This is a genomic window from Isoptericola luteus, from assembly GCF_020297055.1.
GTDB classification, from domain to species: domain Bacteria; phylum Actinomycetota; class Actinomycetes; order Actinomycetales; family Cellulomonadaceae; genus Isoptericola; species Isoptericola luteus.
The window spans coordinates 390,732-414,459 of the sequence record NZ_JAIXCQ010000001.1 but is presented as its reverse complement, the minus strand read 5'-3'; the positions used below and the strand labels follow the sequence as shown (position 1 = coordinate 414,459).

At 72.9% G+C, this 23,728-nt stretch carries 23 protein-coding genes and 4 tRNA genes; 14 read left to right on the top strand and 13 right to left on the bottom strand.

Annotation, left to right across the window (positions count from 1 at the left end; genetic code table 11):
* Nucleotides 1–170: 170 nt before the first annotated feature.
* Nucleotides 171–770 carry a hypothetical protein gene (locus LEP48_RS02000; protein ID WP_225564098.1) on the bottom strand — a complete coding sequence of 200 codons (600 nt, stop codon included), beginning with the start codon at nt 768–770 and terminating at the stop codon, nt 171–173.
* Nucleotides 771–948: 178 nt separating this feature from the next.
* Between LEP48_RS02000 and LEP48_RS01995 the strand changes: the two genes are divergently transcribed.
* The 4 genes from LEP48_RS01995 (at nt 949) to LEP48_RS01980 (ending at nt 5,284) form a co-directional block, all read left to right on the top strand.
* Entirely contained in the window at nt 949–2,388 is a 1,440-nt protein-coding gene (locus LEP48_RS01995) for a sugar porter family MFS transporter (protein WP_225563835.1), read from the top strand.
* Nucleotides 2,389–2,564: 176 nt separating this feature from the next.
* Nucleotides 2,565–3,041 (top strand): MarR family winged helix-turn-helix transcriptional regulator, encoded by a 477-nt coding sequence (locus tag LEP48_RS01990; protein ID WP_225563834.1) that lies wholly within the window; start codon nt 2,565–2,567, stop codon nt 3,039–3,041.
* Complete coding sequence (locus tag LEP48_RS01985; protein WP_225563833.1) at nt 3,038–4,657, top strand: MDR family MFS transporter; 1,620 nt, start codon at nt 3,038–3,040, stop codon at nt 4,655–4,657. The genes LEP48_RS01990 and LEP48_RS01985 overlap by 4 nt, the downstream gene beginning before the upstream one ends.
* A gap of 144 nt (nt 4,658–4,801) precedes the next feature.
* Complete coding sequence (locus tag LEP48_RS01980) at nt 4,802–5,284, top strand: MarR family winged helix-turn-helix transcriptional regulator (RefSeq protein ID WP_225563832.1); 483 nt, start codon at nt 4,802–4,804, stop codon at nt 5,282–5,284.
* Nucleotides 5,285–5,286: 2 nt separating this feature from the next.
* On the opposite strand, the gene LEP48_RS01975 is transcribed toward LEP48_RS01980, so the two are convergent.
* From LEP48_RS01975 to LEP48_RS01965, 3 genes are all read right to left on the bottom strand, one after another.
* The gene (locus LEP48_RS01975; protein WP_225563831.1) at nt 5,287–6,015 is read right to left on the bottom strand and encodes a tyrosine-protein phosphatase; all 729 of its coding nucleotides are present in this window, start codon (nt 6,013–6,015) and stop codon (nt 5,287–5,289) included.
* Nucleotides 6,016–6,117: 102 nt separating this feature from the next.
* Nucleotides 6,118–6,522: a peptide-methionine (R)-S-oxide reductase MsrB gene (msrB, locus tag LEP48_RS01970; protein ID WP_225563830.1), complete on the bottom strand. Its 405-nt coding sequence runs from the start codon at nt 6,520–6,522 to the stop codon at nt 6,118–6,120.
* Nucleotides 6,523–6,585: 63 nt separating this feature from the next.
* The gene (locus LEP48_RS01965; RefSeq protein WP_225563829.1) at nt 6,586–8,028 is read right to left on the bottom strand and encodes a DEAD/DEAH box helicase; all 1,443 of its coding nucleotides are present in this window, start codon (nt 8,026–8,028) and stop codon (nt 6,586–6,588) included.
* Nucleotides 8,029–8,277: 249 nt separating this feature from the next.
* On the opposite strand from LEP48_RS01965, the gene LEP48_RS01960 reads away from it, so the two are divergent.
* A complete protein-coding gene (locus LEP48_RS01960; RefSeq protein ID WP_225563828.1) occupies nt 8,278–9,030 on the top strand; it encodes a M50 family metallopeptidase in 753 nt (250 codons plus the stop codon).
* Between the two features lie 54 nt (nt 9,031–9,084).
* Here LEP48_RS01960 and LEP48_RS01955 read toward each other — a convergent pair whose 3' ends face one another.
* Nucleotides 9,085–9,366, bottom strand: coding sequence for an iron-sulfur cluster biosynthesis family protein (locus tag LEP48_RS01955; RefSeq protein ID WP_225563827.1), 282 nt, complete (start codon nt 9,364–9,366; stop codon nt 9,085–9,087).
* Between the two features lie 272 nt (nt 9,367–9,638).
* Between LEP48_RS01955 and LEP48_RS01950 the strand changes: the two genes are divergently transcribed.
* Nucleotides 9,639–9,711, top strand: a tRNA-Lys gene (locus tag LEP48_RS01950).
* Nucleotides 9,712–9,863: 152 nt separating this feature from the next.
* Nucleotides 9,864–10,700, top strand: coding sequence for a glycerophosphodiester phosphodiesterase (locus tag LEP48_RS01945; protein WP_225563826.1), 837 nt, complete (start codon nt 9,864–9,866; stop codon nt 10,698–10,700).
* A gap of 88 nt (nt 10,701–10,788) precedes the next feature.
* On the opposite strand, the gene LEP48_RS01940 is transcribed toward LEP48_RS01945, so the two are convergent.
* Entirely contained in the window at nt 10,789–12,516 is a 1,728-nt protein-coding gene (locus LEP48_RS01940; RefSeq protein WP_225563825.1) for a mechanosensitive ion channel family protein, read from the bottom strand.
* A 220-nt stretch (nt 12,517–12,736) separates the two neighbouring features.
* Between LEP48_RS01940 and LEP48_RS01935 the strand changes: the two genes are divergently transcribed.
* Nucleotides 12,737–14,275 carry a M15 family metallopeptidase gene (locus LEP48_RS01935; protein WP_225563824.1) on the top strand — a complete coding sequence of 513 codons (1,539 nt, stop codon included), beginning with the start codon at nt 12,737–12,739 and terminating at the stop codon, nt 14,273–14,275.
* Between the two features lie 46 nt (nt 14,276–14,321).
* Here LEP48_RS01935 and LEP48_RS01930 read toward each other — a convergent pair whose 3' ends face one another.
* Nucleotides 14,322–14,666, bottom strand: a complete 345-nt coding sequence (locus LEP48_RS01930; RefSeq protein WP_225564097.1) for a metallopeptidase family protein — start codon at nt 14,664–14,666, stop codon at nt 14,322–14,324.
* Nucleotides 14,667–14,737: 71 nt separating this feature from the next.
* Here LEP48_RS01930 and LEP48_RS01925 point away from each other — a divergent pair.
* The 5 genes from LEP48_RS01925 (at nt 14,738) to LEP48_RS01905 (ending at nt 16,035) form a co-directional block, all read left to right on the top strand.
* Nucleotides 14,738–14,810: transfer RNA gene (locus LEP48_RS01925), tRNA-Glu, on the top strand.
* A 140-nt stretch (nt 14,811–14,950) separates the two neighbouring features.
* Nucleotides 14,951–15,024 (top strand) — tRNA-Asp (locus tag LEP48_RS01920).
* Nucleotides 15,025–15,074: 50 nt separating this feature from the next.
* Nucleotides 15,075–15,147 (top strand) — tRNA-Phe (locus LEP48_RS01915).
* Nucleotides 15,148–15,301: 154 nt separating this feature from the next.
* Complete coding sequence (locus LEP48_RS01910; protein ID WP_225563823.1) at nt 15,302–15,721, top strand: phage holin family protein; 420 nt, start codon at nt 15,302–15,304, stop codon at nt 15,719–15,721.
* Nucleotides 15,718–16,035: a DUF3618 domain-containing protein gene (locus LEP48_RS01905; protein ID WP_225563822.1), complete on the top strand. Its 318-nt coding sequence runs from the start codon at nt 15,718–15,720 to the stop codon at nt 16,033–16,035. The genes LEP48_RS01910 and LEP48_RS01905 overlap by 4 nt, the downstream gene beginning before the upstream one ends.
* A gap of 120 nt (nt 16,036–16,155) precedes the next feature.
* Here LEP48_RS01905 and LEP48_RS01900 read toward each other — a convergent pair whose 3' ends face one another.
* A complete protein-coding gene (locus LEP48_RS01900; RefSeq protein WP_225563821.1) occupies nt 16,156–16,362 on the bottom strand; it encodes a BldC family transcriptional regulator in 207 nt (68 codons plus the stop codon).
* Nucleotides 16,363–16,767: 405 nt separating this feature from the next.
* Between LEP48_RS01900 and LEP48_RS01895 the strand changes: the two genes are divergently transcribed.
* Nucleotides 16,768–16,971, top strand: a complete 204-nt coding sequence (locus LEP48_RS01895; RefSeq protein ID WP_225563820.1) for a DUF3073 domain-containing protein — start codon at nt 16,768–16,770, stop codon at nt 16,969–16,971.
* Nucleotides 16,972–17,059: 88 nt separating this feature from the next.
* On the opposite strand, the gene purM is transcribed toward LEP48_RS01895, so the two are convergent.
* The 5 genes from purM to LEP48_RS01870 all read right to left on the bottom strand — a co-directional run bounded on the left by purM (nt 17,060) and on the right by LEP48_RS01870 (nt 23,683).
* On the bottom strand, nt 17,060–18,166 hold the full coding sequence (purM, locus tag LEP48_RS01890; RefSeq protein WP_225563819.1) for a phosphoribosylformylglycinamidine cyclo-ligase: 1,107 nt from the start codon (nt 18,164–18,166) through the stop codon (nt 17,060–17,062).
* A 40-nt stretch (nt 18,167–18,206) separates the two neighbouring features.
* Nucleotides 18,207–19,754 (bottom strand): amidophosphoribosyltransferase, encoded by a 1,548-nt coding sequence (purF, locus tag LEP48_RS01885; RefSeq protein WP_225563818.1) that lies wholly within the window; start codon nt 19,752–19,754, stop codon nt 18,207–18,209.
* Between the two features lie 57 nt (nt 19,755–19,811).
* A complete protein-coding gene (locus LEP48_RS01880; protein WP_225563817.1) occupies nt 19,812–20,228 on the bottom strand; it encodes a hypothetical protein in 417 nt (138 codons plus the stop codon).
* An 84-nt stretch (nt 20,229–20,312) separates the two neighbouring features.
* Nucleotides 20,313–23,132, bottom strand: a complete 2,820-nt coding sequence (locus tag LEP48_RS01875) for an ExeM/NucH family extracellular endonuclease (RefSeq protein WP_225563816.1) — start codon at nt 23,130–23,132, stop codon at nt 20,313–20,315.
* A gap of 179 nt (nt 23,133–23,311) precedes the next feature.
* Nucleotides 23,312–23,683, bottom strand: a complete 372-nt coding sequence (locus LEP48_RS01870; protein ID WP_225563815.1) for a sterol carrier family protein — start codon at nt 23,681–23,683, stop codon at nt 23,312–23,314.
* Between the last annotated feature and the right edge of the window lie 45 nt (nt 23,684–23,728).

Genomic DNA, 23,728 nt, shown 5'->3' with positions numbered 1-23,728 from the left:
CCGCTCGTAGCGGCTGAAGATGGAGCCCGGGGCTACCGCGGCCCGACGTCGCGCGACCATCGTAAACCCGCCCGTGGGCCGACCTCGTCCCTCGGCCCACACCCTGCGCTGCACCTCCGTCTCGGTCGAGCCGTTGTCAACCGAGCCTGCGGTTCCGCTCCGGGCGCGTCTCAGTCGAGGGTCCCGGCGCGCCAGGACGCCGCGGCCGCCTCCAGCTCCTCGGCCGTGCGGACCAGCCCCGCGGCCCCGCGGGTCATGCGGGCGGCCCCCTCGGGGTCGGCGACGTCGCGCGCGTCGGCGTCGAACGCGGCGCCCGTGGCCAGGATCCGGCAGAACGACGCGGCACGTTCCAGCGCGACCGCCAGGTCCCCGGCGTACACGCCGGACAGGACGTCGTCGGCGAGCGCCCGCACGTCCTGCGGCTCGGGCGGGCGCGGGACGCCGGCGACCACCTCGTGCACGGGGGCGGCGTCGACGCCGAGCCGGTACCGCAGCGTGACGGTGGCCGCGTCGCGGCGGACCCACTCGCGCAGCACGTAGAGGCGCCACAGCGCCCCGGGCAGCGAGGACGGGGTCGCGTCGGACCACAGCCCGGCGACGACGTCGAGGCCCTCCCGCTCGACGAGCCTGATCAGCCGGTCCACGACCTCCGGGTCCTCTGCGGCCCGAGCCCGGTGCACCACCGCCCGCGCGGTCGTGTGCGCCATCTCGTCCCGCGTCTCGGGGTCGACCTGCCCGCCGAGCTGCTCCGCGGTGTGCGGGTCGAGCATGGCGGGACGGCGTGGCCTGCGCGGCTCCGGTACGTCACCCATCCCCCCAGTGTCCCCCGCGGCCCGGCCCGTCCGCAGTCGACGGCACGCGCGGTCCGCCCGTCCCCGCGCCGACCAGGCTGGACGGACCTAGCATCGGAAAGGCAGCGATCCCGACCCGGCAGGAGCGAGGACGACCATGACGAACGCGTCACCGACATCCGCGAACGCCCAGAGCGCGCACCGCAAGGCCATCGGCCTGGCCGTGGCCGCCGCCGTCGGAGGCTTCCTGTTCGGCTTCGACTCGTCGGTCATCAACGGTGCCGTCGACGCGGTCCAGGGGCAGTTCGAGCTGAGCTCCACCGTGACGGGTCTGGTCGTCGCGATCGCCCTGCTCGGCTGCGCTCTGGGTGCCTGGTCCGGCGGCAAGCTCGCCGACCGGTGGGGCCGGACGCACGTCATGGTCCTCGGGGCGGTCCTGTTCTTCGTCTCGTCGATCCTGTCGGCCATCGCGTGGAGCGCCTGGGACCTCGCCCTGTGGCGCTTCATGGCCGGGCTCGGCATCGGCATCGCGTCGGTGATCGCGCCCGCCTACATCGCCGAGATCGCGCCGGCCACGATGCGCGGCCGCCTCGGCTCGCTGCAGCAGCTCGCGATCACCGTCGGTATCTTCACCGCCCTGCTGTCCGACCAGATTCTCGCGACGAGCGCGGGCGGCGCCGCGAACGAGCTGTGGCTGGGGTGGGAGGCCTGGCGGTGGATGTTCCTCGTCGCCGTGGTCCCGGCCGCCGTCTACGGCCTTCTCGCGATACGGATGCCGGAGTCGCCGCGCTACCTGGTGGCCCGGGGCAAGGACGCCGACGCGCGCCGGGTGCTGGCGTCGGTGCTCGGGCCGGACGAGGACGTCGACGACCGGATCGCCCAGATCCATCGGTCCATCCAGCAGGACGAGACGAACGCCGAGCTGGGCTCGCTCCGCGGGGACCGGTTCGGGCTCAAGCCGATCGTGTGGGTCGGCATCGTCATGGCGGTGTTCCAGCAGTTCGTGGGGATCAACGTGATCTTCTACTACTCCACGACGCTGTGGCAGGCGGTCGGCTTCGACGAGTCCCAGGCGTTCCTGGTCTCGACGATCACCGCCGTGACGAACGTGGCCGTGACGTTCATCGCGATCGCCCTCATCGACAAGGTCGGCCGGCGCCCGCTGCTGCTCGTCGGTTCTGCGGGGATGGCGGTGTCGCTGGGCCTGATGGCGGTGGCCTTCACCCAGGCGACCGGCAGCGGCGAGGACATCACGCTCGGCAGCCCGTGGAACGTGGTCGCGCTGGTGGCGGCGAACGCGTTCGTGGTCTTCTTCGGCGCCACCTGGGGCCCGCTCATGTGGGTGCTGCTCGGCGAGATGTTCCCCAACCGGATCCGCGCGGCCGCCCTCGGCGTCGGCGCGGCGGCCAACTGGATCGCCAACTTCCTCATCACCCTGACGTTCCCGCCGATGCTCGCGACGTTCGGCCCCGCGGTGCCGTACCTCATGTACGCGGTCTTCGCCGTGCTGTCGTTCTTCTTCGTGCTGGGCAAGATCCCGGAGACGAAGGGCGTCGAGCTGGAGGACATGTCGGGCGAGGCGTACCGCCGCGACTGACGGCGACGCCCGGGGCCGGGGTGCCCTGCCGGGCACCCCGGTCTCTCGTCCACCTGCAAACTTGCTTGCTGCAAGCATTGTCTTTATGCTTGCAGTCTGCAAGGACCGGCCCGGTCGGGCCGCACCGCCGGGCCGTCGGCCCAGGCCCCTCCTCTCACCTCCCTCGAAGGTTCTCCATGCCCGTCTCCCCGCACTCCGCCCGCGACCTCGTGCAGTCGCTCGAGGAGCTCTCCCGCGCCCAGCGAGAGGCCGGGACGCTGGTGGCACGCGACCTCGAGCTGTCCCGCGCCACGCTCGGCGTGCTCCACCTCCTCACCCGCTGCGGGCGGGTTCAGCTCACCGACGTCGCCAACAGGCTCCGCGTCGACGTCTCCGTCGCGAGCCGGCAGGTGAGCGCACTCGTCGACTCCGGGCTCGTGCTGCGCACCGTGGACGACGACGACCGCCGCGCTCGCACCCTCAAGCTCACCGACGCCGGCCGCGACCTCGCGGAGGCGTCGTTCCGCCGGATCGACATCCTCGTCTCCGAGGCCTTCTCCGACTGGTCGGAGCAGGACCTCGCCGACGCCACCTCCCGGATCCGCAGCGTCGCGGCCGCTCTCACCTCGACCCACGACCGCGCCCTGGCGCCCGAGGAGATCTCCGCCCGATGACCACTGCCCCCACCCCTGCGCCCGGCACCCGAGAATCCCTCGCACCTGCCGCCCCCGCCATGACCCGCCGCGAGGTGCTCGAGGCGCTCTCGGGCATCATGCTCGGCGTCTTCGTGTCGCTGCTCGCCACGACCATCGTCTCGACGTCGCTCCCCAAGATCGTCAACGAGCTCGGCGGCTCGCAGCACTCGTACACCTGGGTCGTCACGGCGATGCTGCTGACGATGACGATCTCGACCCCGTTGTGGGGCAAGCTCGCCGACCTCACCAACCGCAAGACGCTCATGCAGGTCGCGCTGGCGATCACCGTCGTCTCGGCGGCCGCCGCAGGGCTGTCGCAGAACATCGAGACGCTCATCGGTTTCCGTGCTCTGCAGGGGATCGGCGCGGGCGGCCTCACCGCTCTCGCGACCGTGCTGATGGCCGACATCATCAGCCCTCGCGAGCGCGGCAAGTACATGGGCCTGATGGGTGGCGTCATGGCCGTCGCGCAGATCGGCGGCCCGCTGCTCGGCGGCGTGCTCACCGACTCCGTCGGCTGGCGCTGGACGTTCTTCGTCGGCGTCCCGTTCGCGGTGGCCGCCTTCCTGGTGCTGCAGAAGACCCTGCACCTGCCGCCGGTCACGAAGCGCGCGGTCAAGATCGACTACGCGGGCGCGGGCCTCATCGCGGTCGCCGTCGCCCTCCTGCTGCTGTGGGTCACGTTCGCGGGCGACCAGTTCGCGTGGGCCTCGTGGCAGACCGCCGCGATGGTGGGCGCCGCGCTCGTCGCCCTCCTGGTCACGGTCTTCGTCGAGAAGGCCGCCGCAGAACCCATCATCCCGCTCCACCTGTTCCGCAACCGCACCTTCGTGCTCTCGGTGGTCGCCTCCGCCTCGGTGGGCGTCGCGATGTTCGGCACCGCGGTGTTCCTCGCCCAGTACTTCCAGCTCGCGCGGGCGAAGACCCCCACCGAGTCGGGTCTGCTCACCATCCCGATGGTGGTCGGCACGATGCTCGCCGGCATCGTCCTGGGCCGGATCATCTCGAACACGGGGCGGTACAAGGCCATCATGGTCGGCGGCGCCGCCGTCCTGACCGCGTCCCTGTTCGCCCTGTCCACGATCGAGGTCGACACGAGCTTCGTGCTCATCTCCGTGTACCTGTTCGGCCTGGGACTCTCCGTGGGCGCGCTCATGCAGAACCTGGTGCTCGCCACGCAGAACACGCTGGACGTGCGCGAGATGGGGTCCGGCACCTCCGGGGTCGCGTTCTTCCGTTCGCTCGGTGGCGCGATCGGCGTCTCCGCCCTCGGCGCCGTCATGGCCGCGAAGGTCAAGACGGAGATGACCACCGGCCTGGCCCAGCTCGGCATCCCCGCCACCGCGATCGGCGACGACAGCGGCGCCGTTCCAGACCTCTCGCAGGTGCCCGAGTCCGTGCGCGGGGTCATCGAGGCGTCCTACTCGACCGGCATCACGACGATCTTCCTGTACGCCGTCCCCATGGCCGTCATCTCGCTGATCGCCGTCCTGTTCATCAAGGAGGTCCCGCTGGGGCAGCGCTCCGGCATCGAGCAGGTGCTCGACGAGGGACGCCAGGACGAGCGCGCGGAGAGGGTCGCGACGGCCTCCTGACGGGCTCCGGACGGTGCCGTGGCGGCCCTGCGGAGCCGGGCACCCGCCCGTCACGCGGATTTCACCCGGCCGAGGGGGCGAACCTTCGAAGGTTCGCCCCCTCGGCCGCTCCCGTTTGCCTCGTCCTACGGACATGATGGGCGCATGCACGACGCTGCCGCCCCGTTGCCCGACCCGGAGACCGATCCGTACGGCGCTCTCGAACACGAGCTCCGCACGCTCATCCGGCGCGCCCAGTCCTCCTCCGCGCAGACGGCTCGCCGGGTACATCCCGAGCTCGACGCCTCGGCATACCCGCTGCTCGCCCACATCGACTCGCACCCAGGGATCCGCGGGTCGGATCTGGCCGCGCACTTCGGCGTGGGCCGGGCCACCGTCTCCCGCCAGCTCAGCCGGCTGGTCAAGCTCGGCCTGGTGCACCGGGAGGTGGACCCCGAGGACACCCGGGGCCAGCAGATCACCCTCACCAAGGACGGCGCCGCCCGGTTCGCCCGTGCGCGCGACAGCCGGGTCGAGATGCTCAAGCAGGCCCTCGACGGCTGGGACGGCAGCGACGTCGGCACCCTCTCCACGCTCCTGCGCCGGTACTCGGCCGACTTCGTGGCCTGGCGCGACCAGCAGCGCTGACCTCATCCCACCAGGAGGCGGCTCCGCAGCACGTCCAGCGTCGACACGTCGCCGCCGCGGGCCAGGAACCAGCCCGCTGCACCGCCGTCGTGGGCCTCGAGCCGGTCCAGGACCGTCTCGATCGCCCAGCCGGGCGCCGTGAGGAGCTCGGGCGGCAGCGCCGCGAGCAGGTGACGGTCGGGCTCCGGCAGGCGGGCCGTCGCGGACGCCCGGGCGAGGACCCCGGGCATGTTCGACGCGGTCTGCTCGTAGTCGGCCACGATCCGCTGCCGGGGCAGCCCCAGCAGCGCGAGGACGAGCGCCACCGTGACCCCCGTACGGTCCTTCCCGGCGGTGCAGTGGACGAGGACCGGGCCGTGACCCGCCGCGACCCAGCCCACGGCCTCCACGAGCCGGGCGGCGCCGACCCCGTCCAGGATCTGCAGGTAGAGCTCGCCGAGCCCGGGGATCATGGCCGGCACCATGACGCCGGCCGTCGTCGCGCCGTCGAGCAACGGCAGGTCGACGACGCGTGCGGTGCCCGCCAGGGGGTGCTCGAACCGCTTCTCCGCGAGGTCACGCAGGTCCAGCACCGTGCGCGGCGGCCACACGACGCCCGGCGGCGGCGCGTCGCCCCGGCGCGGGGCGTCGGAGCGCAGCAGCACCCCGGGGCGCAGCCCTTCGTCCGCCGTCGCGACGTCCCGAAGGTTCACGAGGTGGCCGGGGGCCGGATCTTGCCGCAGCTCGGTCACCCGTCGACCCTAGCGGCACGGCGGGGCATCGCGCCGCGCACGTGCGACGGGGGACCTACCGGTACCGGTAGGTCCCCCGTCGTGTGGTCCCGCCGCCGGCGCTCAGCCCTCGGTGGGCTCGAACGCCAGGCTCACCGAGTTCATGCAGAAGCGGTCGCCCGTGGGCGTCTGCGGCGCGTCGTCGAACACGTGGCCCAGGTGCGAGCCGCAGCCGGCGCACCGCACCTCGGTACGGACCATCCCCGCCGAACGGTCCTCGATCAGCTCTACCCGGTCTTCCGCGAGCGGCGTGTAGAACGACGGCCACCCGCAGTGCGACTCGAACTTGGTCTCGCTGCGGAACAGCTCGTGCCCGCAGGCCCGACACCGGTACACACCGGTCCGCTGCTCGCCGAGCAGCTCACCCGTCCAGGCCCGCTCGGTGCCGGCCTGGCGGAGCACCGCGAACTCCTGCGGGGAGAGCTCGGCGCGCCACTGCTCGTCGGTCTTGGTCACCTCGTACGTCATCTGACACCTCCGTGGGTGACAACCGAGGCCCGGTCGCGGGTGTTCCGCCCCGGGCGCGGATGGTCAGGCGCCGACGCGCGGCCCGCGGCCGCGGCCACCACGCCGACGACGGCGCTGTCCCGGCTGCCCGGGGGCGCCGTCTGCGCGGGACCCGGCCTGGGCGCCACCGCCGTACGAGCCACCCCCGTGCGAGACGCCCTGCGTGCCGGAACCGTGGCGGGAGCCCGCCGACTGGCCGGACCTGGAACGGCCCTGACCCTGGCCCTGGCTCTTCCGCGAGGGCTGCTGCGGCGCGGGCGCGGGCGCCGGCTTGACGTAGGGGGCGAGCTCGCCGACGAGGGCGGACACCGTCGCGTCCCCCGGCGTCACCGGCTGCGGGCGCGCGGAGATCTTCGCCTTGCGCGTCAGGTCGCGCACGTCGCCGCGCTGCTCGGGGAGCATCACGGTCACGACGTCGCCCACCGAGCCGGCCCGCGCCGTCCGCCCGGAGCGGTGCAGGTACGCCTTGTGCTCGGCCGGCGGGTCGACGTGCACGACGAGCTCGACGTCGTCCACGTGGATGCCGCGCGCCGCGATGTCCGTGGCGACCAGCACCTTCACCGAGCCGGACGAGAACGCCGCGAGGTTGCGCTCGCGCGCCCCCTGCCCGAGGTTGCCGTGCAGGTCGACGGCGGGCACGCCCGCGCCGGTGAGCTGCTTGGCCAGCTTCTTCGCCTGGTGCTTGGTGCGGGTGAACAGGACGCGACGACCCGTGCCGGACGCCAGCGCGTGCACCACGTCCTTCTTCGCGTCGGCGTCGGAGACCGCGAGGATGTGGTGGGTCATCTGCGGCGGCGGCGCGGCGGCGTCGTCGACCGAGTGGGTGACCGGGGTCTTCAGGTAGCGCTTGACGAGCACGTCGACGCCGTTGTCCAGCGTCGCGGAGAACAGCAGGCGCTGCCCCACCGACGGCGTGCGGTCCATGATGCGCTTGACGCCGGGCAGGAAGCCGAGGTCGGCCATGTGGTCGGCCTCGTCGAGCACCGTGATCTCGATGTCGTCGAGGAACAGGTGCTTCTGGCCCAGCAGGTCCTCGAGGCGCCCCGGGCAGGCGATGACGACGTCGACGCCGCCCGCGAGCGCGGTCACCTGGCGCGACTGTGCCACGCCGCCGAAGATCGTCGTCGTCTTCAGGCCGAGCGCCGCCGCGAGCGGCTCCAGCACGGCGTTGATCTGGTTGGCGAGCTCACGGGTGGGACAGAGCACCAGCGCGCGCGGCCGGCCGGGCCGACGGCGGGGCTTGCCCGCCGCGACAGCCTTGGCCGCCGACGTCGCGAGCCGGGTCACGACCGGCAGCGAGAAGGCGAGCGTCTTGCCGGAGCCCGTGCGGCCGCGGCCGAGGACGTCGGAGCCCGCGAGCGTGTCCGGCAGGGACGCCGTCTGGATGGGGAAGGGAGCAGTGATGCCCTGGTCCGTCAGCAGACGGACGACGGGCGTGGGCAGGCCGAAATCGGCAAAGGAAGTCACAGAAAGGGGGGCCTCTCGGGCTCGGACGTCGGAGACGTCGGGTCGGGGTCCGCCGCACACAATCCAGGGGGATCACCACGACGCGGGGCGCGCGGACGCGCAGCCACCTGACCCCATTGTCGCACGCCGGCGCACCGACGGCGGACAGCACGCTCCGGGGCGATCACCGCGGCAGTTCGTGATCCGGTCGGCAGTTCGTTCTGCCGCTTTGATCACGAACTGCCGTCGTGATCAGGCTGTCGTGGTGGAATGTCCGCCGTGGACGACTTCCTGGAGACCACCGTGGACGTGATCGGACAGATCTGGACGGCGGCGACCACGCCGGTGGACCCGCCGTCGCAGACGGTCGTGCTCGCCGCCGGGCTGGTGGCGCTGGCCGTCGTGCTCGTGACGCCCGTGTGGCGGGTGGCACGGCACGTCGTGACCATCGCCCACGAGGGCGCGCACGCCGTCGCCGCGATGCTCACCGGCCGCCGGCTGGACGGGATCCGCCTGCACTCGGACACCTCCGGCCTCACCGTGTCCGCCGGGCGGGCGCGCGGGTTCGGCATGATCGTCACGGCCTTCGCCGGCTACGTCGGCCCCGGCCTGACCGGGCTGGGCGCCGCGTGGCTGCTGCGCCAGGGCTACGCCGTCGGGCTGCTGTGGCTGCTCGTCGTGCTGCTCGCCCTGCTCCTGCTCAAGATCCGCAACTGGTTCGGGCTCTGGTCGGTCCTCATCAGCGGCGGCGCGCTCGTGGCGGTCTCCTGGTGGCTGGAGCCCGAGGCGCAGTCGACCGTCGCCTACGCGGTCACGTGGTTCCTGCTGCTGGGTTCCGTCCGCCCCGTCTTCGAGCTGCAGGCGCAGCGCTCGCAGGGCCGGGCCCGGCGGTCCGACGCCGACCAGCTCGGCACGCTCACGCGGACCACCGGCATCCTGTGGGTGATCGTGTTCCTGCTCGTCACCGTCGGCTGCCTCGTGCTCGGCGCCACCTGGATCGTCGAGCCCGCGAGCGGGGCATGACGACGGGGACGGACCGGTCACCGGTCCGTCCCCGTCGGCCTGACAAGAAGTGGCTCAGGCCTGAGGCGTGAGCACGAACCCGGGCCCCTGGGCCTCGGGGTCGGTGTCGAGCGTGAGGGTGTCGAGGGCGGGTGCCGCCTGAGCCTCGACGAAGACGTGCGGCGCCTCCTCCTCGACGACCTGGTCGTCGGGCTGGGGCGCGGGAACGAGCGCCAGCTCGAAGTTGCCGGGCTGGCCGGCGGACTGCGCGATCCGCAGGCCGCCCTCGTCCGGTACCCCCGCCTGCTGGGCAAGATCCTGCACGGCGGTCCGGGCGTTGTCGGTCACGGTGAGCATGGACGCTCCTCTCGATGGTCCGGGCGTACTGCTCCACCGAAACAGGGTCCGGGTGCCAAAGCAACGATGAGACGCGATCAGGGCAAGATCTCCCACGAGCTGAGACTGCGGGTGACACGGTCTCGGCGCTCAGATAGGTTGCCCTCCGGGCCGTGACCGTGGCCTCCAGCACCGGTCGTTCGCACGACGGCGCGGGTCCGTCGCATCCAAGGCGGCCCCGCCCCCGCGTACGCTGTGCGCAGCCGCCTCCCGCCCCGCGGACGGTCGACGGCGGGCCTCTAGCTCAATCGGCAGAGCAGCGGACTTTTAATCCGCGGGTTCCGGGTTCGATCCCCGGGGGGCCCACCCCTACGCGGCGCGGCGCCGGATGAACGGCCCGCAGACAGCGGACGAACAACGCCACCGATCCGGTGCGGCACGGTCCGGCGCGCACTCTTCGAGCCGCCGCGGTCCTACAGTGAGGAATCCGACGTCCGGCATCGCCGAAGGAGTGGCACGTGACCACGTTCCTCGCCACCCCCCGCCCGGCCGGAGCGGGCCAGCCACCACGGCCGGTCGTCGTCGCCCACCGCGGGAGCCCCGGCGTCGCCCCGCAGAACACCCTGGCGTCGTTCGAGACGGCGTGGCGGGCGGGCGCCCAGGTCGTCGAGATCGACGTGCACCTGAGCGCGGACGGCGTGCCGGTGGTCATCCACGACGCGACCGTCGACGCCACCACCGACGGGTCCGGGGCGGTCGGCCGGCTGCCGGTCGACTCGTTGCGCGAGCTCGACGCCGGGTCGTGGTTCGCGCCCGAGTTCGCGGGCCAGCGCATCCCGACGCTCGACGAGGTCCTCGCGTTCCTCGCCACGCACCCGGGCATGGACCTGCTGTGCGAGTACAAGGGCTACTGGACCCCGGACGAGGTCGCCGTCACCGTGGGTGCCGTCGAGGCGGCCGGGCTGGTCGACCGGTTCATGGGGCAGAGCTTCCAGCCGCCCACCGTCGCCGCGCTGCGCGAGGTCGCCCCTACCGTGCCGCGGGCGCTGCTGGCGGAGGGCGACCACCCCGACCTGGTGCAGAAGGCGACTGCGCTCGGCGCGGCCGGCGTGAGCCTCGCCTGGCCCATGATCTCCGCCGACCCGTCGCTGGTGGCCCGGTGCCACGACGCCGGACTGCACGTGGTCGCCTGGACGGTGAACGACAAGGACACCTGGGCCACGCTGGTGTCCGCCGGCGTCGACGGGATCATCACCGACCATCCCGACCAGCTGCTCATGTGGCTCACGGGGGCCGACGACGACCTGCCCACGGAGTTCCTGCGCTGGTTCGCCGGCACCGAGGACCGGCACTGACGACCGGTACCCACGACGAGGCTGACGAGTGCTGACGACCGCTGAGACCGGGCGCCGACGCAGCCCGAGTCGCTCCCTGCCCGTGCGGTCAGTTGCCGTCGCCGCCGCCGTCCCCCCGTCCGCCGGTGGGACCTCCGTCGCCGGAGTCCGGCGCCAGCCGCCCCCGGCGTCCGCTCCGGCCGTCGGCCGGATCGTCGTCGTCCGCCGGTTCCACGTCGGCCGTGTCGGCCGCGTTCTCTTCGTCCACCTCGGCTTCGCCCAGGTGGAGGAGCGCGGTCTGCTCGCGCTGCTCGATGACGTCCTGGCCGGGCCCGTGGAAGTGCTTGGACCGGGCCTCCGCCTCCGCGCTGCCGCTGTACAGCGCCGACCGCTCCGCGGTGCTGCCCTGCTCCGCGTCCAGGTCCTCGATCGCGGGCATGACGACGGTCGCGTCGAGGGGCCGGTCGCCGCCCTCGCCCGGGAGCTCGACGGCGCCCAGCACGACGGTCCGGTCCTGCCCGTGCCCCTTGCCGGGCGTCGCGGGCCGAACGGTCGAGCGCGTGGGCGACGGCAGGTCGCGGTGCCGCACCGGGGCTCTGGCCGGGACGACCGCCGGAGCGGCCCCAGCCTTGCCCTTGCGTCCGCGGCCGCGGGCCTTCGCGTCCCGGGCATGCTCCGCGTCCGGCTCGTCGCCGGGCTCGCCGTCGACGACGGCCTCGACCCCGGCAGGACCACCGTCCGCGGCCCGGCCCGGCGCGCCGGCGCGCGCGGTGACGCCGTCGACCCGCATCCGCGGGAGCGCCTCCGGCACCTCCCGCTGCAGCCACTCGACCAGGCCCTCCCGCACGAAGCAGCGCAGGTCCCAGAGCGTCGGGGCGTCGGCCGCGCTCACCAGGGCGCGCACCCGGACCCGGCCGTCCACCGCGTCGGTCACCTGCAGCACCCCGGTGCGCCGGTCCCACAGGGCCGACGAGTCGAGCAGCCGGTCCAGCTCGGCGCGCAGCTCGCCCATCGGCACCTGGAAGTCGAGGTCCAGCACCACGGTGCCGAGCAGGTCGGCGGCGCGCCGGGTCCAGTTCTCGAAGGGCGTGGTGGTGAAGTAGGTGCACGGCAGGATCAGCCGCCGGTCGTCCCACGCGTGCACGACGACGTAGGTGAGCGTGATCTCCTCGATGCGGCCGAACTCACCGTTCAGGACGACCACGTCGTCCACCCGGATCGCGTCGGTGAACGCGATCTGCATGCCCGCGAACGCGTTCGCCAGCGACGACTGCGCCGCGACGCCGAGCACGATCGAGAGGACGCCCGCCGAGGCGAGGATGCTCGCCCCCGCGGCCTGCATGGTGGGGAACGTGAGGAGCACGGCCGCGATCGCGCAGATCACCAGGGCGGCGACGGTGACCCGGCGCACGAGGTTGACCTGCGTACGGACCCGGCGGGCGTGCCGGTCGTCCACACGGTCGCCGCTGAAGCGGGCGAGGGTGCGGTCCTCCACGACGAAGGCCACCGCGCCCACCAGCCAGGCCACGGCGATGATGGTGGCGATGAGCAGCACGTGCCCGACGGCGTCGAACCACGGCTCGTTCCGGTCGGCGGTCAGGTGCACCGCGAGCCAGAACGCGACGATCATGAGCACGGCCCGCATCGGCCGCCGCATCCTCAGTCCCATGTCCCGCACCAGCGGGTTCCGGCGTCCCAGCCGCCGGATGAGGACCGACGCGAACGTCGCGAGCACGTACGCGACGACGATCGCGCCGACCGCCCATGCCAGGGTGACCGCGAGGCTGGCGGTGGCCTCGGCGGTCTCACCGAGGTCGGGATCGGTGAACGGGAGCATGCCCTCAGCCTAGGAACGTCTCCCTGTCCGGGCGCTGTGAACGGCGGGCCGGTGGTCGACGGCGGCAACCCGTGTCCTGGTTGTCCGGGCCTTCACATCCCGGTTCCCTGGTCCGCACCTGATCCTTGTCTGACGCTCAAGTGAACGGTCCTGAGCACGTCGTGCGTGTGCGCACCATGGAAGGAGCTTCCCTTCCCCGAGGATCCCAGGACCCCGCATCTTGACTCTGCACGACGCCCCGCGCTCCCCCCTGCCCGACGGCGGAGCGACCCCTGACTCCCCCGACGCCCGGCCTGCCGCGACCCCTCTGCCCCGCCGCAGGGACGTCCACCGCCCCCAGCGCCCCGTGCCGCGGTCGCGCGCGCCCTGGCGCGAGCGGCACCGCGGCGCCGTCCCGGTCGCCCTGACCGTGATGGCGCTGACCGCCGGGATCTGCACCGGCGTGGCGGCCACCAGCGACGCGGCCTCGGGCCCGGCGTCGGCGGGTGCGTCGGCGGGTGCGTCGACGGCCGGCACCGTGGCGGCTGGCACCATGGCGGCCGACACGGTGAGTGGCGCCGCCTTCGCCGGTTCGGCGACGCTGGCCGGCGCAGGGTCGTCGGAGAGCGTCAGCGCCGCCCAGGCCGCGCTCGCCCGGGCGACGTCGGTGACGAGCGACTCGCTGGCCGTGACGAAGAAGCAGCGCGAGAAGATCTCCGCCCGCGCCGAGGCGCTCCAAGAGCTCGTCGCCGAGCGGGCGGCCACGCCCGCGGCGCGTGCCGCGTCACGGACGTCCGAGCGGACGTCCCTCGACGAGCGCGGCACCACCGACGCATCCGCGAACGACAGGGCCGAGGACGAGGCGTCCAAGCCCTCCAAGACGGCCCAGGCGACCAAGGCGACCAAGGCGACCAAGGCGACCAAGGCGACCAAGGCGACCAAGGCGACCAAGGCGAAGGAAGCCAAGGAAGCCAAGGAAGCCAAGGCGTCGGCCAAGTCCAAGACGGCCGAGACCACGCCGTCGCCGGGACGCACGAAGGCCGACGAGGCCGTCGCCCCGCGGGCGGTGGCGCCGTCACCCGCCGGCCTCCGACTGCCGACGCTCGACGTCGTCACCGCCGTTCCCGACGGTGCGACGCGACCGGCGTCCGACGACGGCTCCGGCACCGAGCCGACCGAGGGCGCCACGAGCGCGGCGTCTCCGGACGCGAAGATCGAGAAGGCCACCGCATCCCTCACGGCGCTCCTCGACAAGGCGCAGACCGGGCAGATCGACATCGAGCCGGCGCCGGACACCCCCGCCGAGGTGCTCCGGGCCGAGGTCAAGGGGGCGCGCAAGGCCGCGCGCACGCTCGCCGATCACGCGGACGACACCGCGGGCCACGAGAACGGGCGGATCCCCGCGGACGATCTGTGCCAGCCGTCGTTCGCCCGCGGCGAGACCCTCCGCTGCGACGCCGCGGACCAGCTCGATCGGCTGGACGCCGCGTATCACGCACGCTTCGGCGCTCACCTCAAGATCCGGGACTCCTACCGCTCGTACGACGCGCAGGTCGCCACCAAGGCGTCGCGCGGCTACTTCGCCGCCATGCCCGGCTACTCCAACCACGGCTGGGCCGTGGCCGTCGACCTCAACGGTGGGGTGGAGAGGTTCGGGTCGGCGCAGCACGAGTGGCTGGTCGCCCACGCGGGCGAGTTCGGCTGGGAGAACCCCGACTGGGCGCAGGCGGGTGGCCGCAAGCCCGAGGCGTGGCACTGGGAGTACTCGCCGCGCCGCTGACCCCCTGCGCCGACGCCTCGCCGGGTCTTCCGGGCTCGGTGAAGGGTCAGTCCCAGCCGAGCTCGTGCAGCCGGTCGTCGTCGATCCCGAAGTGGTGCGCGATCTCGTGCACGACGGTGACCGCGACCTCCTCGACGACGTCCTCGCGGCTCTCGCAGATCGCGAGGGTGGGGTTGCGGTAGATCGTGATCCGGTCGGGCAGCGAGCCGGCGGCCCAGTGGAGGTCCCGCTCGGTGAGCGGCACCCCCTCGTACAGGCCCAGCAGCTCCGGGTCGTCCGCCGGGGCCTCGTCCTCCACGAGGACGACGACGTTGTCCATCATCGCCGCCAGCTCGGCCGGCACCTCGTCGAGCCCGTCCCGGACGGCGTCCTCGAACTCCTCGCGCGTCATCTCCACCACGCGCCCATCCTCGCCCACCGGCGAGCCCCGGGCTGACGACTAGGTATGCTTGCCGTCGTCCAGCCCCCATCGTCTAGCGGCCTAGGACCCCGCCCTTTCACGGCGGTAGCACGGGTTCGAATCCCGTTGGGGGTACGTCTGCAGGCCTCGCGGGGTCGGCAAACACGGAGTGTTTTCCCTGGTCAGGAGCCGATTTCAGGATCGCCCGAACCATGGGGTACGCTTCTTCTCGGCTCGAAACGAGCTCTCCGGCAAGGAGTTCCACTCCTCGCCGAGGCCCTGTAGCGCAGTTGGTTAGCGCGCCGCCCTGTCACGGCGGAGGTCGCGGGTTCAAGTCCCGTCAGGGTCGCGCATGATGCGCCCGGTTCGTCGGCAACGGCGCCCGGGCGTTCGTGTCATGGCTCTGTAGCTCAGTTGGTAGAGCGTTCGACTGAAAATCGAAAGGTCACCGGATCGACGCCGGTCGGAGCCACAGCCGGAACCCCCGGGCCCCAGGCCACGGGGGTTTCGTCGTCCCGGAGCGGGTGAACGACGAGCACGGGACGCTCCCTGGAATTGCCGGGACCAGCAGGTACGGGTTGAGTGGGGACAGCACAGGTCGATCGGATCAGGGATCGGAGCAGCCGATGACGGACTGGGACGACGGGCGGACCCCGCCCCCCACCGAGCAGCCGCCCACCGTGGGACGGCTCGTGGAGCAGCTCTCCGAGCGCGCCACCCGGCTCGTACGCGCGGAGATCGCGCTCGCCAAGGCCGAGCTCACGACCAAGGCCAAGCAGTCCGGCATCGGCCTCGGGCTCATCGGCTTCGCGCTCGTGGTGGTCCTCTACGCCGTGGGCGTCCTGATCTGGGCCGGGGTGCTCGGGCTCGCCACGGTCTGGCCGCTGTGGCTGTCCGCCCTCGTGGTCGGGGTCTTCCTCCTGCTCGTCGCGGGCCTGGCCGCGTGGATCGCGATCTCCCAGCTGAAGCGTGCCGCGCAGCGACCCGAGACGATCGACCGGGTCAAGGAGGACGTCGAGACGATCAAGAAGGGGATGCACCGGTGAGCGATCCCACGATCCCGCGGCCCGAGACGCCCGCACCCACCCCCGCGGAGCTCGAGGCCGAGGTCAGGCGCAGCCGCAGCGAGCTCGGGGAGACGCTCGACCTCCTCGTGGAGCGGCTCTCACCGCGCTACCAGGCCACTCAGCTCGCCCACACGACCAAGCAGGCGGCGTCCGACCTCGGGACGTTCGTGACCGGTGGTGGGCTCTCCGACGTGCAGCCGCAGCGGGAGCGGAACGCGAAGATCCTCCTGGGCGCGGTCGCGGCCGGGATCGCCGTCGTCGCGATCGTCGTCATCCGCTCCGCGCGTCGCTGAGCTCCGCCGCGCGGGCACGGGCAGGGAAGCCGACGGAACAGGGCTGAACAGGGCTGAGCAGGGCGCGAAGAAGTGTCGGCAGCGTCGCCGCGGTTCTCGTGCGTTCCCTGCGTGCCCGCGTCACTTGTCGGGGTGCGCGTCCTCCGACGCGGCGCCGAGGAGCGCCCGCACCTCGGACTCCTTGTACCGGCGGTGTCCGCCGAGCGTACGGATCGACGAGAGCTTGCCCGCCTTCGCCCAGCGGGTGACGGTCTTGGGATCGACCCGGAAGAGGCTGGCTACCTCGGCGGGTGTCAGCAGCACCTCGGACTCACCGTGGAGCGACATCCGATCACCTCCTAGTACGCGGCCGGCCCGAGCGGCGCCCGGAGGGTCGACGGCCTCGCTCATCCATTGTGTGCAGAAAGCGGGATTGAGGCGACTTGGGAGCGGGATGAATCCCGGCGGACCGCCGTTCCCCGACGAGTCGGGCGTACGCGCCAGATCGGCCCCGCAGAGACGCGGGAACCCACCCGACATGCCCACCATGCGCGATGACGATCTCGTGATCTGAGACACACCGACGCCGTGAGCGGGCTCTTCACACGACATCTCCTCGCCCCGCCGCCCCATCGGAGTGGAGGGAAGGGCTTCGGACCATGTACCGTTAGGGTCTGAACAGACGATACTTACGCACGGGGCCGCACGTCTGAGACGTCGCCAGCCCCGCTCCTAGTTGAGGGGGTCTCAGCCATGGGCCGCGGCCGTCAGAAGGCAAAGCAGACCAAGGTCGCTCGCGAGCTGAAGTACTACAGCCCCGAGACGAACTACCATGCGCTCGAGCAAGAGCTCAGGGGTAGCGAGGGTGGTCGTACGGATGTCGCCACGGAGGACCGCTTCGCGGGCGACGACGACGAGTACGACAACCGCTATACGTCATGGCACGACGATCGCTGAGACTCTCTCCGATCACCCGTGATCCAGTCAGAAGGGCCGGACGGCATCGCCGCCCGGCCCTTCTGTCCTCTTCCCTCCAGGTGAGGGGTCAGCGGTAGTCGCCCACCATCCGCACGGCGCCGCCGTGCACACCCTTCGTGCCGGCGACGAGGTCCTCCGCCGGCGCCGCCGGGTCGAGGTCCCCGACCTCGCCGAGGACCCAGGCGGGCACCCCCCGGTCCCGGAGCGTGGCCAGCGCCGGCTCCACGCCGTCCGCAGCGACGACCGCCACCATGCCGACGCCGAGGTTGAGCGTGTTCTCCAGGTCACCGCGCGGAACGGAGCCGAGCTCGCGCACCGTCCGGAACACCGGCGGCACCTCCCAGGAGGCGCGGTCGACCGTGGCGACCAGGCCCTGGGGCAGCACCCGCGCCAGGTTCGCGGCCAGCCCGCCGCCGGTCACGTGCGTGACCGCGTGCACCTGTGCCGCCGGGTCCTGCGCCAGCGCGAGCACGTCCCGGGCATACACGCGGGTCGGCTCCAGCAGCTCCTCACCGAGGGTGCGGCCGAACTCCGGGACCTGGCGGCCGAGCTCCCAGCCCGCGTGCTTCACGACGGCCCGCACCAGCGAGTAGCCGTTGGAGTGCAGCCCGCTGGACCCCATGGCCACGAGCACGTCGCCGGCCCGGACCCGCTCCGGGCCGAGCACGGCGTCGGCCTCGACGATGCCGGTGGCAGCGCCGGCGACGTCGTACTCGTCCGGCGCGAGCAGTCCGGGGTGCTCGGCGGTCTCGCCGCCGACGAGCGCCGTGCCGGCCACCTCGCACGCCTGCGCGATGCCGCGCACGATGTCGGCCACGCGCTCCGGCACGACCTTGCCCGTGGCGATGTAGTCCGTCATGAACAGCGGCTCGGCGCCCACCACGACGATGTCGTCCACGACCATGCCGACCAGGTCGAACCCGATCGTGTCGTGCTTGTCGAGCGCCTGGGCGATGGCCACCTTGGTGCCGACGCCGTCGGTCGACGTCGCGAGCAGCGGCTGGCGGTACGTGCGGATCGCGGACAGGTCGAAGAGGCCCGCGAACCCGCCGACACCACCCAGCACGGCCGGGCCGTGGGTGCGGCGCACCGCGTCCTTCATGAGCTCGACGGCCTTGTCGCCGGCCTCGGTGTCGACGCCGGCGGCGGCGTAGGTCAGGGGTTCGTTCGTCACGTGTGGCTCCTGGGCCGGTGGCGTGCCACCGGTATCTGGGTCAGGGGTGGTCGAGCGCCGTGGAGGCACCGGCACCGACGGAGACCTGCGTCAGCCCGTCCTCCGGGGCCCCGAGGGGCAGCTCGGCCTGCTCGAGCAGGTGCTTGCCGAGCTGCTCGGCAGCCGGAAGCTCGATCGGGTACCGGCCGGTGAAGCAGGCCGCGCAGAGCTGCGACTCGGGCTGCTCGGTGGCGGCGATCATCCCGTCGACCGAGATGTAACCGAGCGAGTCGGCTCCCAGCGACTGGCCGATCTCCGCGGCGTTGAGCCCGTTGGCGATCAGCTCGGCGCGCGACGCGAAGTCGATGCCGTAGAAGCACGGCCACTTCACGGGCGGCGACGAGATCCGGACGTGCACCTCGGCGGCGCCGGCCTCCCGGAGCATCCGGACGAGCGCGCGCTGGGTGTTGCCGCGCACGATCGAGTCGTCGACGACGACCAGCCGCTTGCCGCGGATCACTTCCTTGAGCGGGTTGAGCTTGAGCCGGATGCCGAGCTGGCGCAGCGTGTCGGACGGCTGGATGAAGGTGCGGCCCACGTAGGCGTTCTTCGTCAGGCCCTGGCCGAACGGGATCCCGGACTCCGCCGCGTAGCCGACCGCGGCGGGCGTGCCCGACTCGGGCGTCGGGATGACGAGGTCGGCCTCCACCGGGTGCTCGCGGGCGAGCGCGCGGCCCATCTCGACGCGCGCGGCGTGCACCGAGCGGCCGTTGATCGTGTTGTCCGGCCGCGCCAGGTAGACGTACTCGAAGACGCAGCCCGCCCGTTCCACCTCGGCGAACCGCTCCGAGCGCAGCCCGTCGGCGTCGATGGTGATGAGCTCGCCGGGCTCGACCTCGCGCACGAACGACGCGCCGACGATGTCGAGGGCCGGGGTCTCGGACGCCACGACCCAGCCGCGGTCCAGCCGGCCGAGCACGAGCGGCCGCACGCCCTGCGGGTCGCGCGCCGCGTACAGGGTGGTCTCGTCCATGAACACGAGGGAGAAGGCTCCCCGGAGACGCGGGAGCACCTCGAGCGCCGTCTGGGCCAGGGTGTGGTCGGCGTCACCCGCGAAGAGCGCGGTGATGAGCGCCGTGTCCGTGGTGTTGCCGCGGGCCAGCTCGCCACGGCGCTGGGCGCCGTAGCGCTCCGCGACGAGGTTGACCAGCTCGGCGGAGTTGGTGAGGTTGCCGTTGTGCCCCAGGGCGACCGTGCCGCCGGCCGTCGCGCCGAGCGTGGGCTGCGCGTTCTCCCACGTGACGCCGCCCGTCGTCGAGTAGCGGCAGTGGCCGATGGCGAGGTGACCGGTCAGGGCGTCCAGGGCCGTCTCGTCGAAGACCTGGGAGACGAGGCCCATGTCCTTGTAGACGAGGATCTGCTCGCCGTTGCTGGTGGCGATGCCGGCGGACTCCTGCCCGCGGTGCTGCAGGGCGTAGAGGCCGAAGTACGCGAGCTTGGCGACCTCCTCACCGGGGGCCCAGACCCCGAACACGCCGCACGCGTCCTGGGGTCCCTTCTCGCCGGGCATGAGGTCGTGGTTCAGACGGCCGTCAGGGCGCAAGGGCATGACCCGAGTATCCCACAGGGCATCGCGCCGGGGACCATCGTGGACACCGCGACCCGTTCAGCGGCGGCGCAGGCTCCGCCGGTCGGCGACGAGGGCGGCGAGCCCGGCGAGGAGCACGGCGAGGGTGGTGGTGCCCAGCGTGATCACGGTGACGAAGACACCAGGCTTGAGCAGCGGCGCGTCCCCCTGGGACGGGTCCACGTTGCCGGCCAGCCAGGTGCCGAACCAGAGCCCGGCGACGATCCCGACGATCGCCCCCACCGTGAAGAACGCCGGGTATCGAGGCGCGCGGCGCACCCGCTCCGGGTCGACGAGCAGCGCGAGGTCCTGCTCGTCCTCCGGCACCGACGCACCAGGAGCCGTCGACGGCGCCGACGGCGTCGACGGGGTGGACGGCGCCGGCGGCTCCCCCGAGGCGTCGGCCTGCGGTGCGGGCTCGGGCTCGGGGGTCCGGTCTGGGGTCGGGCTGCTCACGCCACGAGCCTATGCCACCGGTCGGCGGCCAGGACCACGCCGGCCGAGCGGGTCGAGGGTGCGACAGGCCCGGCCGACGAGTGGTCAGAGTGCCCCGAGGTCCTCCCACGGGCCCCACAGCGAGGCGCGCGGCTCGACGTGGCGGGAGTACCACCGCGCCTGGAAGCGGTGGCCGTCGTGCACGACGACGTCGCCCCTGCCGTACACCCAGGTGTCCGTCCACGTCGGCACGGTGCCCGCCTCGGTGACGACGGGCGCGCCCACCTCGGCCCACGCGCCGTACGGCGTGGCGCCTGGCACGTCGCCGCGCGTCCACCAGAGCGCCTCGAAGAGGCCCTCACCGTGCACCACGCGGTCACCGTGCGTGTAGGTCGCGCGCTTCTCCCACGCGTCGGCCGACGGCGTCAGGTCGAGGCCCACGAGGAACGGGTCGTGGTCCGACGACCGGAAGGGAGTCGTGTCGTACAGGTTCGACACGTTGTAGTTGAAGCGGCTGTACTCGTTCGCGATCGGCTCGACGGCGTTGATGTTCCAGATGTCGGCGCCGGTGATCGCCTCCGCCGCCGCCGGGGACGCGAGCACGTGGTCGAGCGAGCCGACCATGCCGTCGAACACGTACGAGTACTCGCCCGTCGCCGGGCCCAGGTCGGTGTACCCGGCCTCGGTGAGCACGACGATGGGGTCCTCCTGCTCGTAGGCGTTGAAGTCGCCCACCAGCAGGACCGCGTCGGTACCGGCGTGGGCCGCGACGTCGTCGGCGAACTCGGCGAGCGCCGTCGCCTGCCGCACCCGGGACTCGTTCGAGCTGCCCTGCCCGTCGCCGGTGTCCTGGTCGCCGGGCCACGGCCCGGCGGAACCCTTGGACTTGAAGTGGTTCGTGATGACGACGACGTCGTCACCCTGGTCGGCGTCCACGCCCCCGGCCGGCTGGAACACCTGCGCCAAGGGCTGGCGGGCGTTGCCGAACGCGACGGGGTCGTCGAGGATCCGCGAGGAGCCCAGCGGCTCGGCCCCGGCGGTGCGGTAGATGAACGCGTTGCGGATGACGTCCTCGTCCGCGGGCACGGCGGCGGGTGACGGGACGAACGCCCAGGTGCCCGCGCCGTCGTGCGCGTCGAGCGCCGCCACCAGGTCGGACAGCGCCTGGTCGCGGTCCGCGCCGAAGTGCGCGGAGTTCTCGATCTCCTCCAGGGCGACGACGTCGGCCCCGAGGGTGGAGATCGCGGCGACGAGCTTGGCCTGCTGCCGCTCGAGGTCCTCGTCCTCGGCGGCGCCGCGCGCGTCGCACCCGCCGCGGACCGTCACCGGGTCGCCGTCGCGGTCCGTGTAGTAGGTGCAGCCCGTCAGCTCGTCACCCGTGGTGGTGAAGTAGTTCAGCACGTTGAAGGTGCCCACCGTGAGCGTGCCGCCGACGTCCTGCGGGCTCTGCTCGCGGGTGTCCTCGAACGTGGCCGGCTGCACCTCCTCCGCGACGTCGGGGGTCAGCTGCGTGCGCGGCTGCAGACCCCACGCGCCGTAGCGGTAGTCGAGCACGACCGGGGTCGTGAACGTCACCGCGGCGCCCACCCGGACGGGGTCCGCGCCGGTCAGCCAGGGAAGCGGCAGGCCCTTGTTCGCGGTCGAGCTGTAGTTCGTCGACGAGCCGTCGTCGAGCAGCACCGTCCGCGCGGCGTTGTCCTGCGCCTGCGCGGCCGCCTCGGCGGAGCCCGGCCGACCCGCAGTCGTCGGCTGTACCAGCGGCGAGTCGCCCGCTGCGAGCGTGATGGTGCCGTAGTAGTTGGTGTCGTAGTTGTCGGTGACGGTGAAGTCGCCCTGCGGGGCGAGCAGCATGCCCTCGAGCGCCTCGCGACCGGCGTCCGTGGCGGGCCAGCCGGTGGCCAGCGGCGTGACCTCGCCGGGCCCGTCAAGCACGGTCCAGGAGTCGGCGGTGATCTCGGTGAGGCCCTCGTACTCGGACACCTCGCCGGTGACCTCGACGTGGTCCCCGACGGCGAGGTCGGCGGCCGCCGCGCGGGAGAAGACGAAGACGCCGTCGGACGCCCCGGGGGTCGCGTCGTCGGCCGGGTCCCCGCCCGTGCCCGCGGTCTGCAGGTACAGGCCGCCGAAGCCGCCCGTCGGGTAGGCCGCGGTGACGACGCCGGTCGTCGTGACGACTGACCCGGCCAGCGGCGACGCCGAGCCCGTCCCCTGGATCTCGGCGATCGTCGCCGTCCGGGGCTCGGGATCCGGGTCGGGGTCCGGACCGGGCCCCGTACCGCCCGCGGTCGGCGTCGGGACGCCGGCGGTGAAGTCGGCCCCGTTGTCGGCGGTGTGGGCGTGCTCGTCGCGCGCCACCGACGTGGCGTTGGTCGTGCCCGGGGCGGGCGCCGTGCCGGCGTACGCGTTCGCGCTCGACCCCCACCCGACCAGGTCGACGACGTCGTCGGCCGCGGCGCAGGCCGTGCCGGAGCAGGTGAGGCGGTCGGTCGACCGGACGAGAGCGATCTTCGCGCCCGACCCGGACATCGCGACGGTGCCGGTGAGGTCCGGCGTCGGCAGGGCGGGCTTGGTCGTATCCGCGCCGAACGCCTGGCCGACGAGGAACGACCCGCCGGGCGGGACCTGCCCGACGAGGTCGGTCTGGGACCCGTTGGCCCACGAACCCGCGGCCGACGCGTACTGGAGCGACCAGCCGTCCAGCGACACGGCCTCGTCCGAGGCGTTATACAGCTCCACGAAGTCCTGGTTGAACGCGGCGCCGCTGTTGCCGCCTCCGCCGTAGACCTCGTCGATGATCACGGGAGCGTCCGGGGCGACGGCGGCGGACGCCGGCGCGGCGAGCCCTCCGGTCGCAGGGATGACGAGCGCCGCGGCGACGACGGCCGCGCACGGACCTCGACGCCGGGACGGATGGGTGCTGCTCACTGGGGCTCCTTCGCGGGTGGCACTGCGGGACGACCATCCCAGCAGCCCCGTGTGAACCACGGTTGAACCGCAGGTCACAGGACGACGGCGTCCGGGGTGCGGTCCCCACTGCCAGGGGTGACGCCGAACGTAGCGGACGGCGCCCACACCCGCCTACCGGAGCCTGCCCGCCCTGGTGCTCAGCGCTCCCGCGCGGCCTGCAGCGGCAGCAGGTGGGAGATGTCCGACCGCTCGCCCGACGCCCGCACGCGCCCCTGCGCCACGGCCTCGGCCCAGCTCAGCCGCCCGGCGGCCAGCGCGAGCCAGGTCTCGACGTCGGTCTCCACCACGTTGGGCGGCGTTCCGCGGGTGTGCCGCGGGCCGGTCACGGCCTGCACGGCCCCGGCGGGCGGCACCCGCACCTCCACGGCGTTCCCGGGCGCGACGTCGGCCAGCTCCTCGAGCGTGAACCGCACCGCCGTCGTCACGTCGACGCGCGTCGCCTCGCCGCGCAGCCAGGCGCCGAGAGCCGCGCGCCCTCGCTCGGGATCGGTCCGTCGTCGTGCGGGCATGGCGGCACGATAAGGCATCCTGGTCCGAGCCGGCGCGCGCCGGCC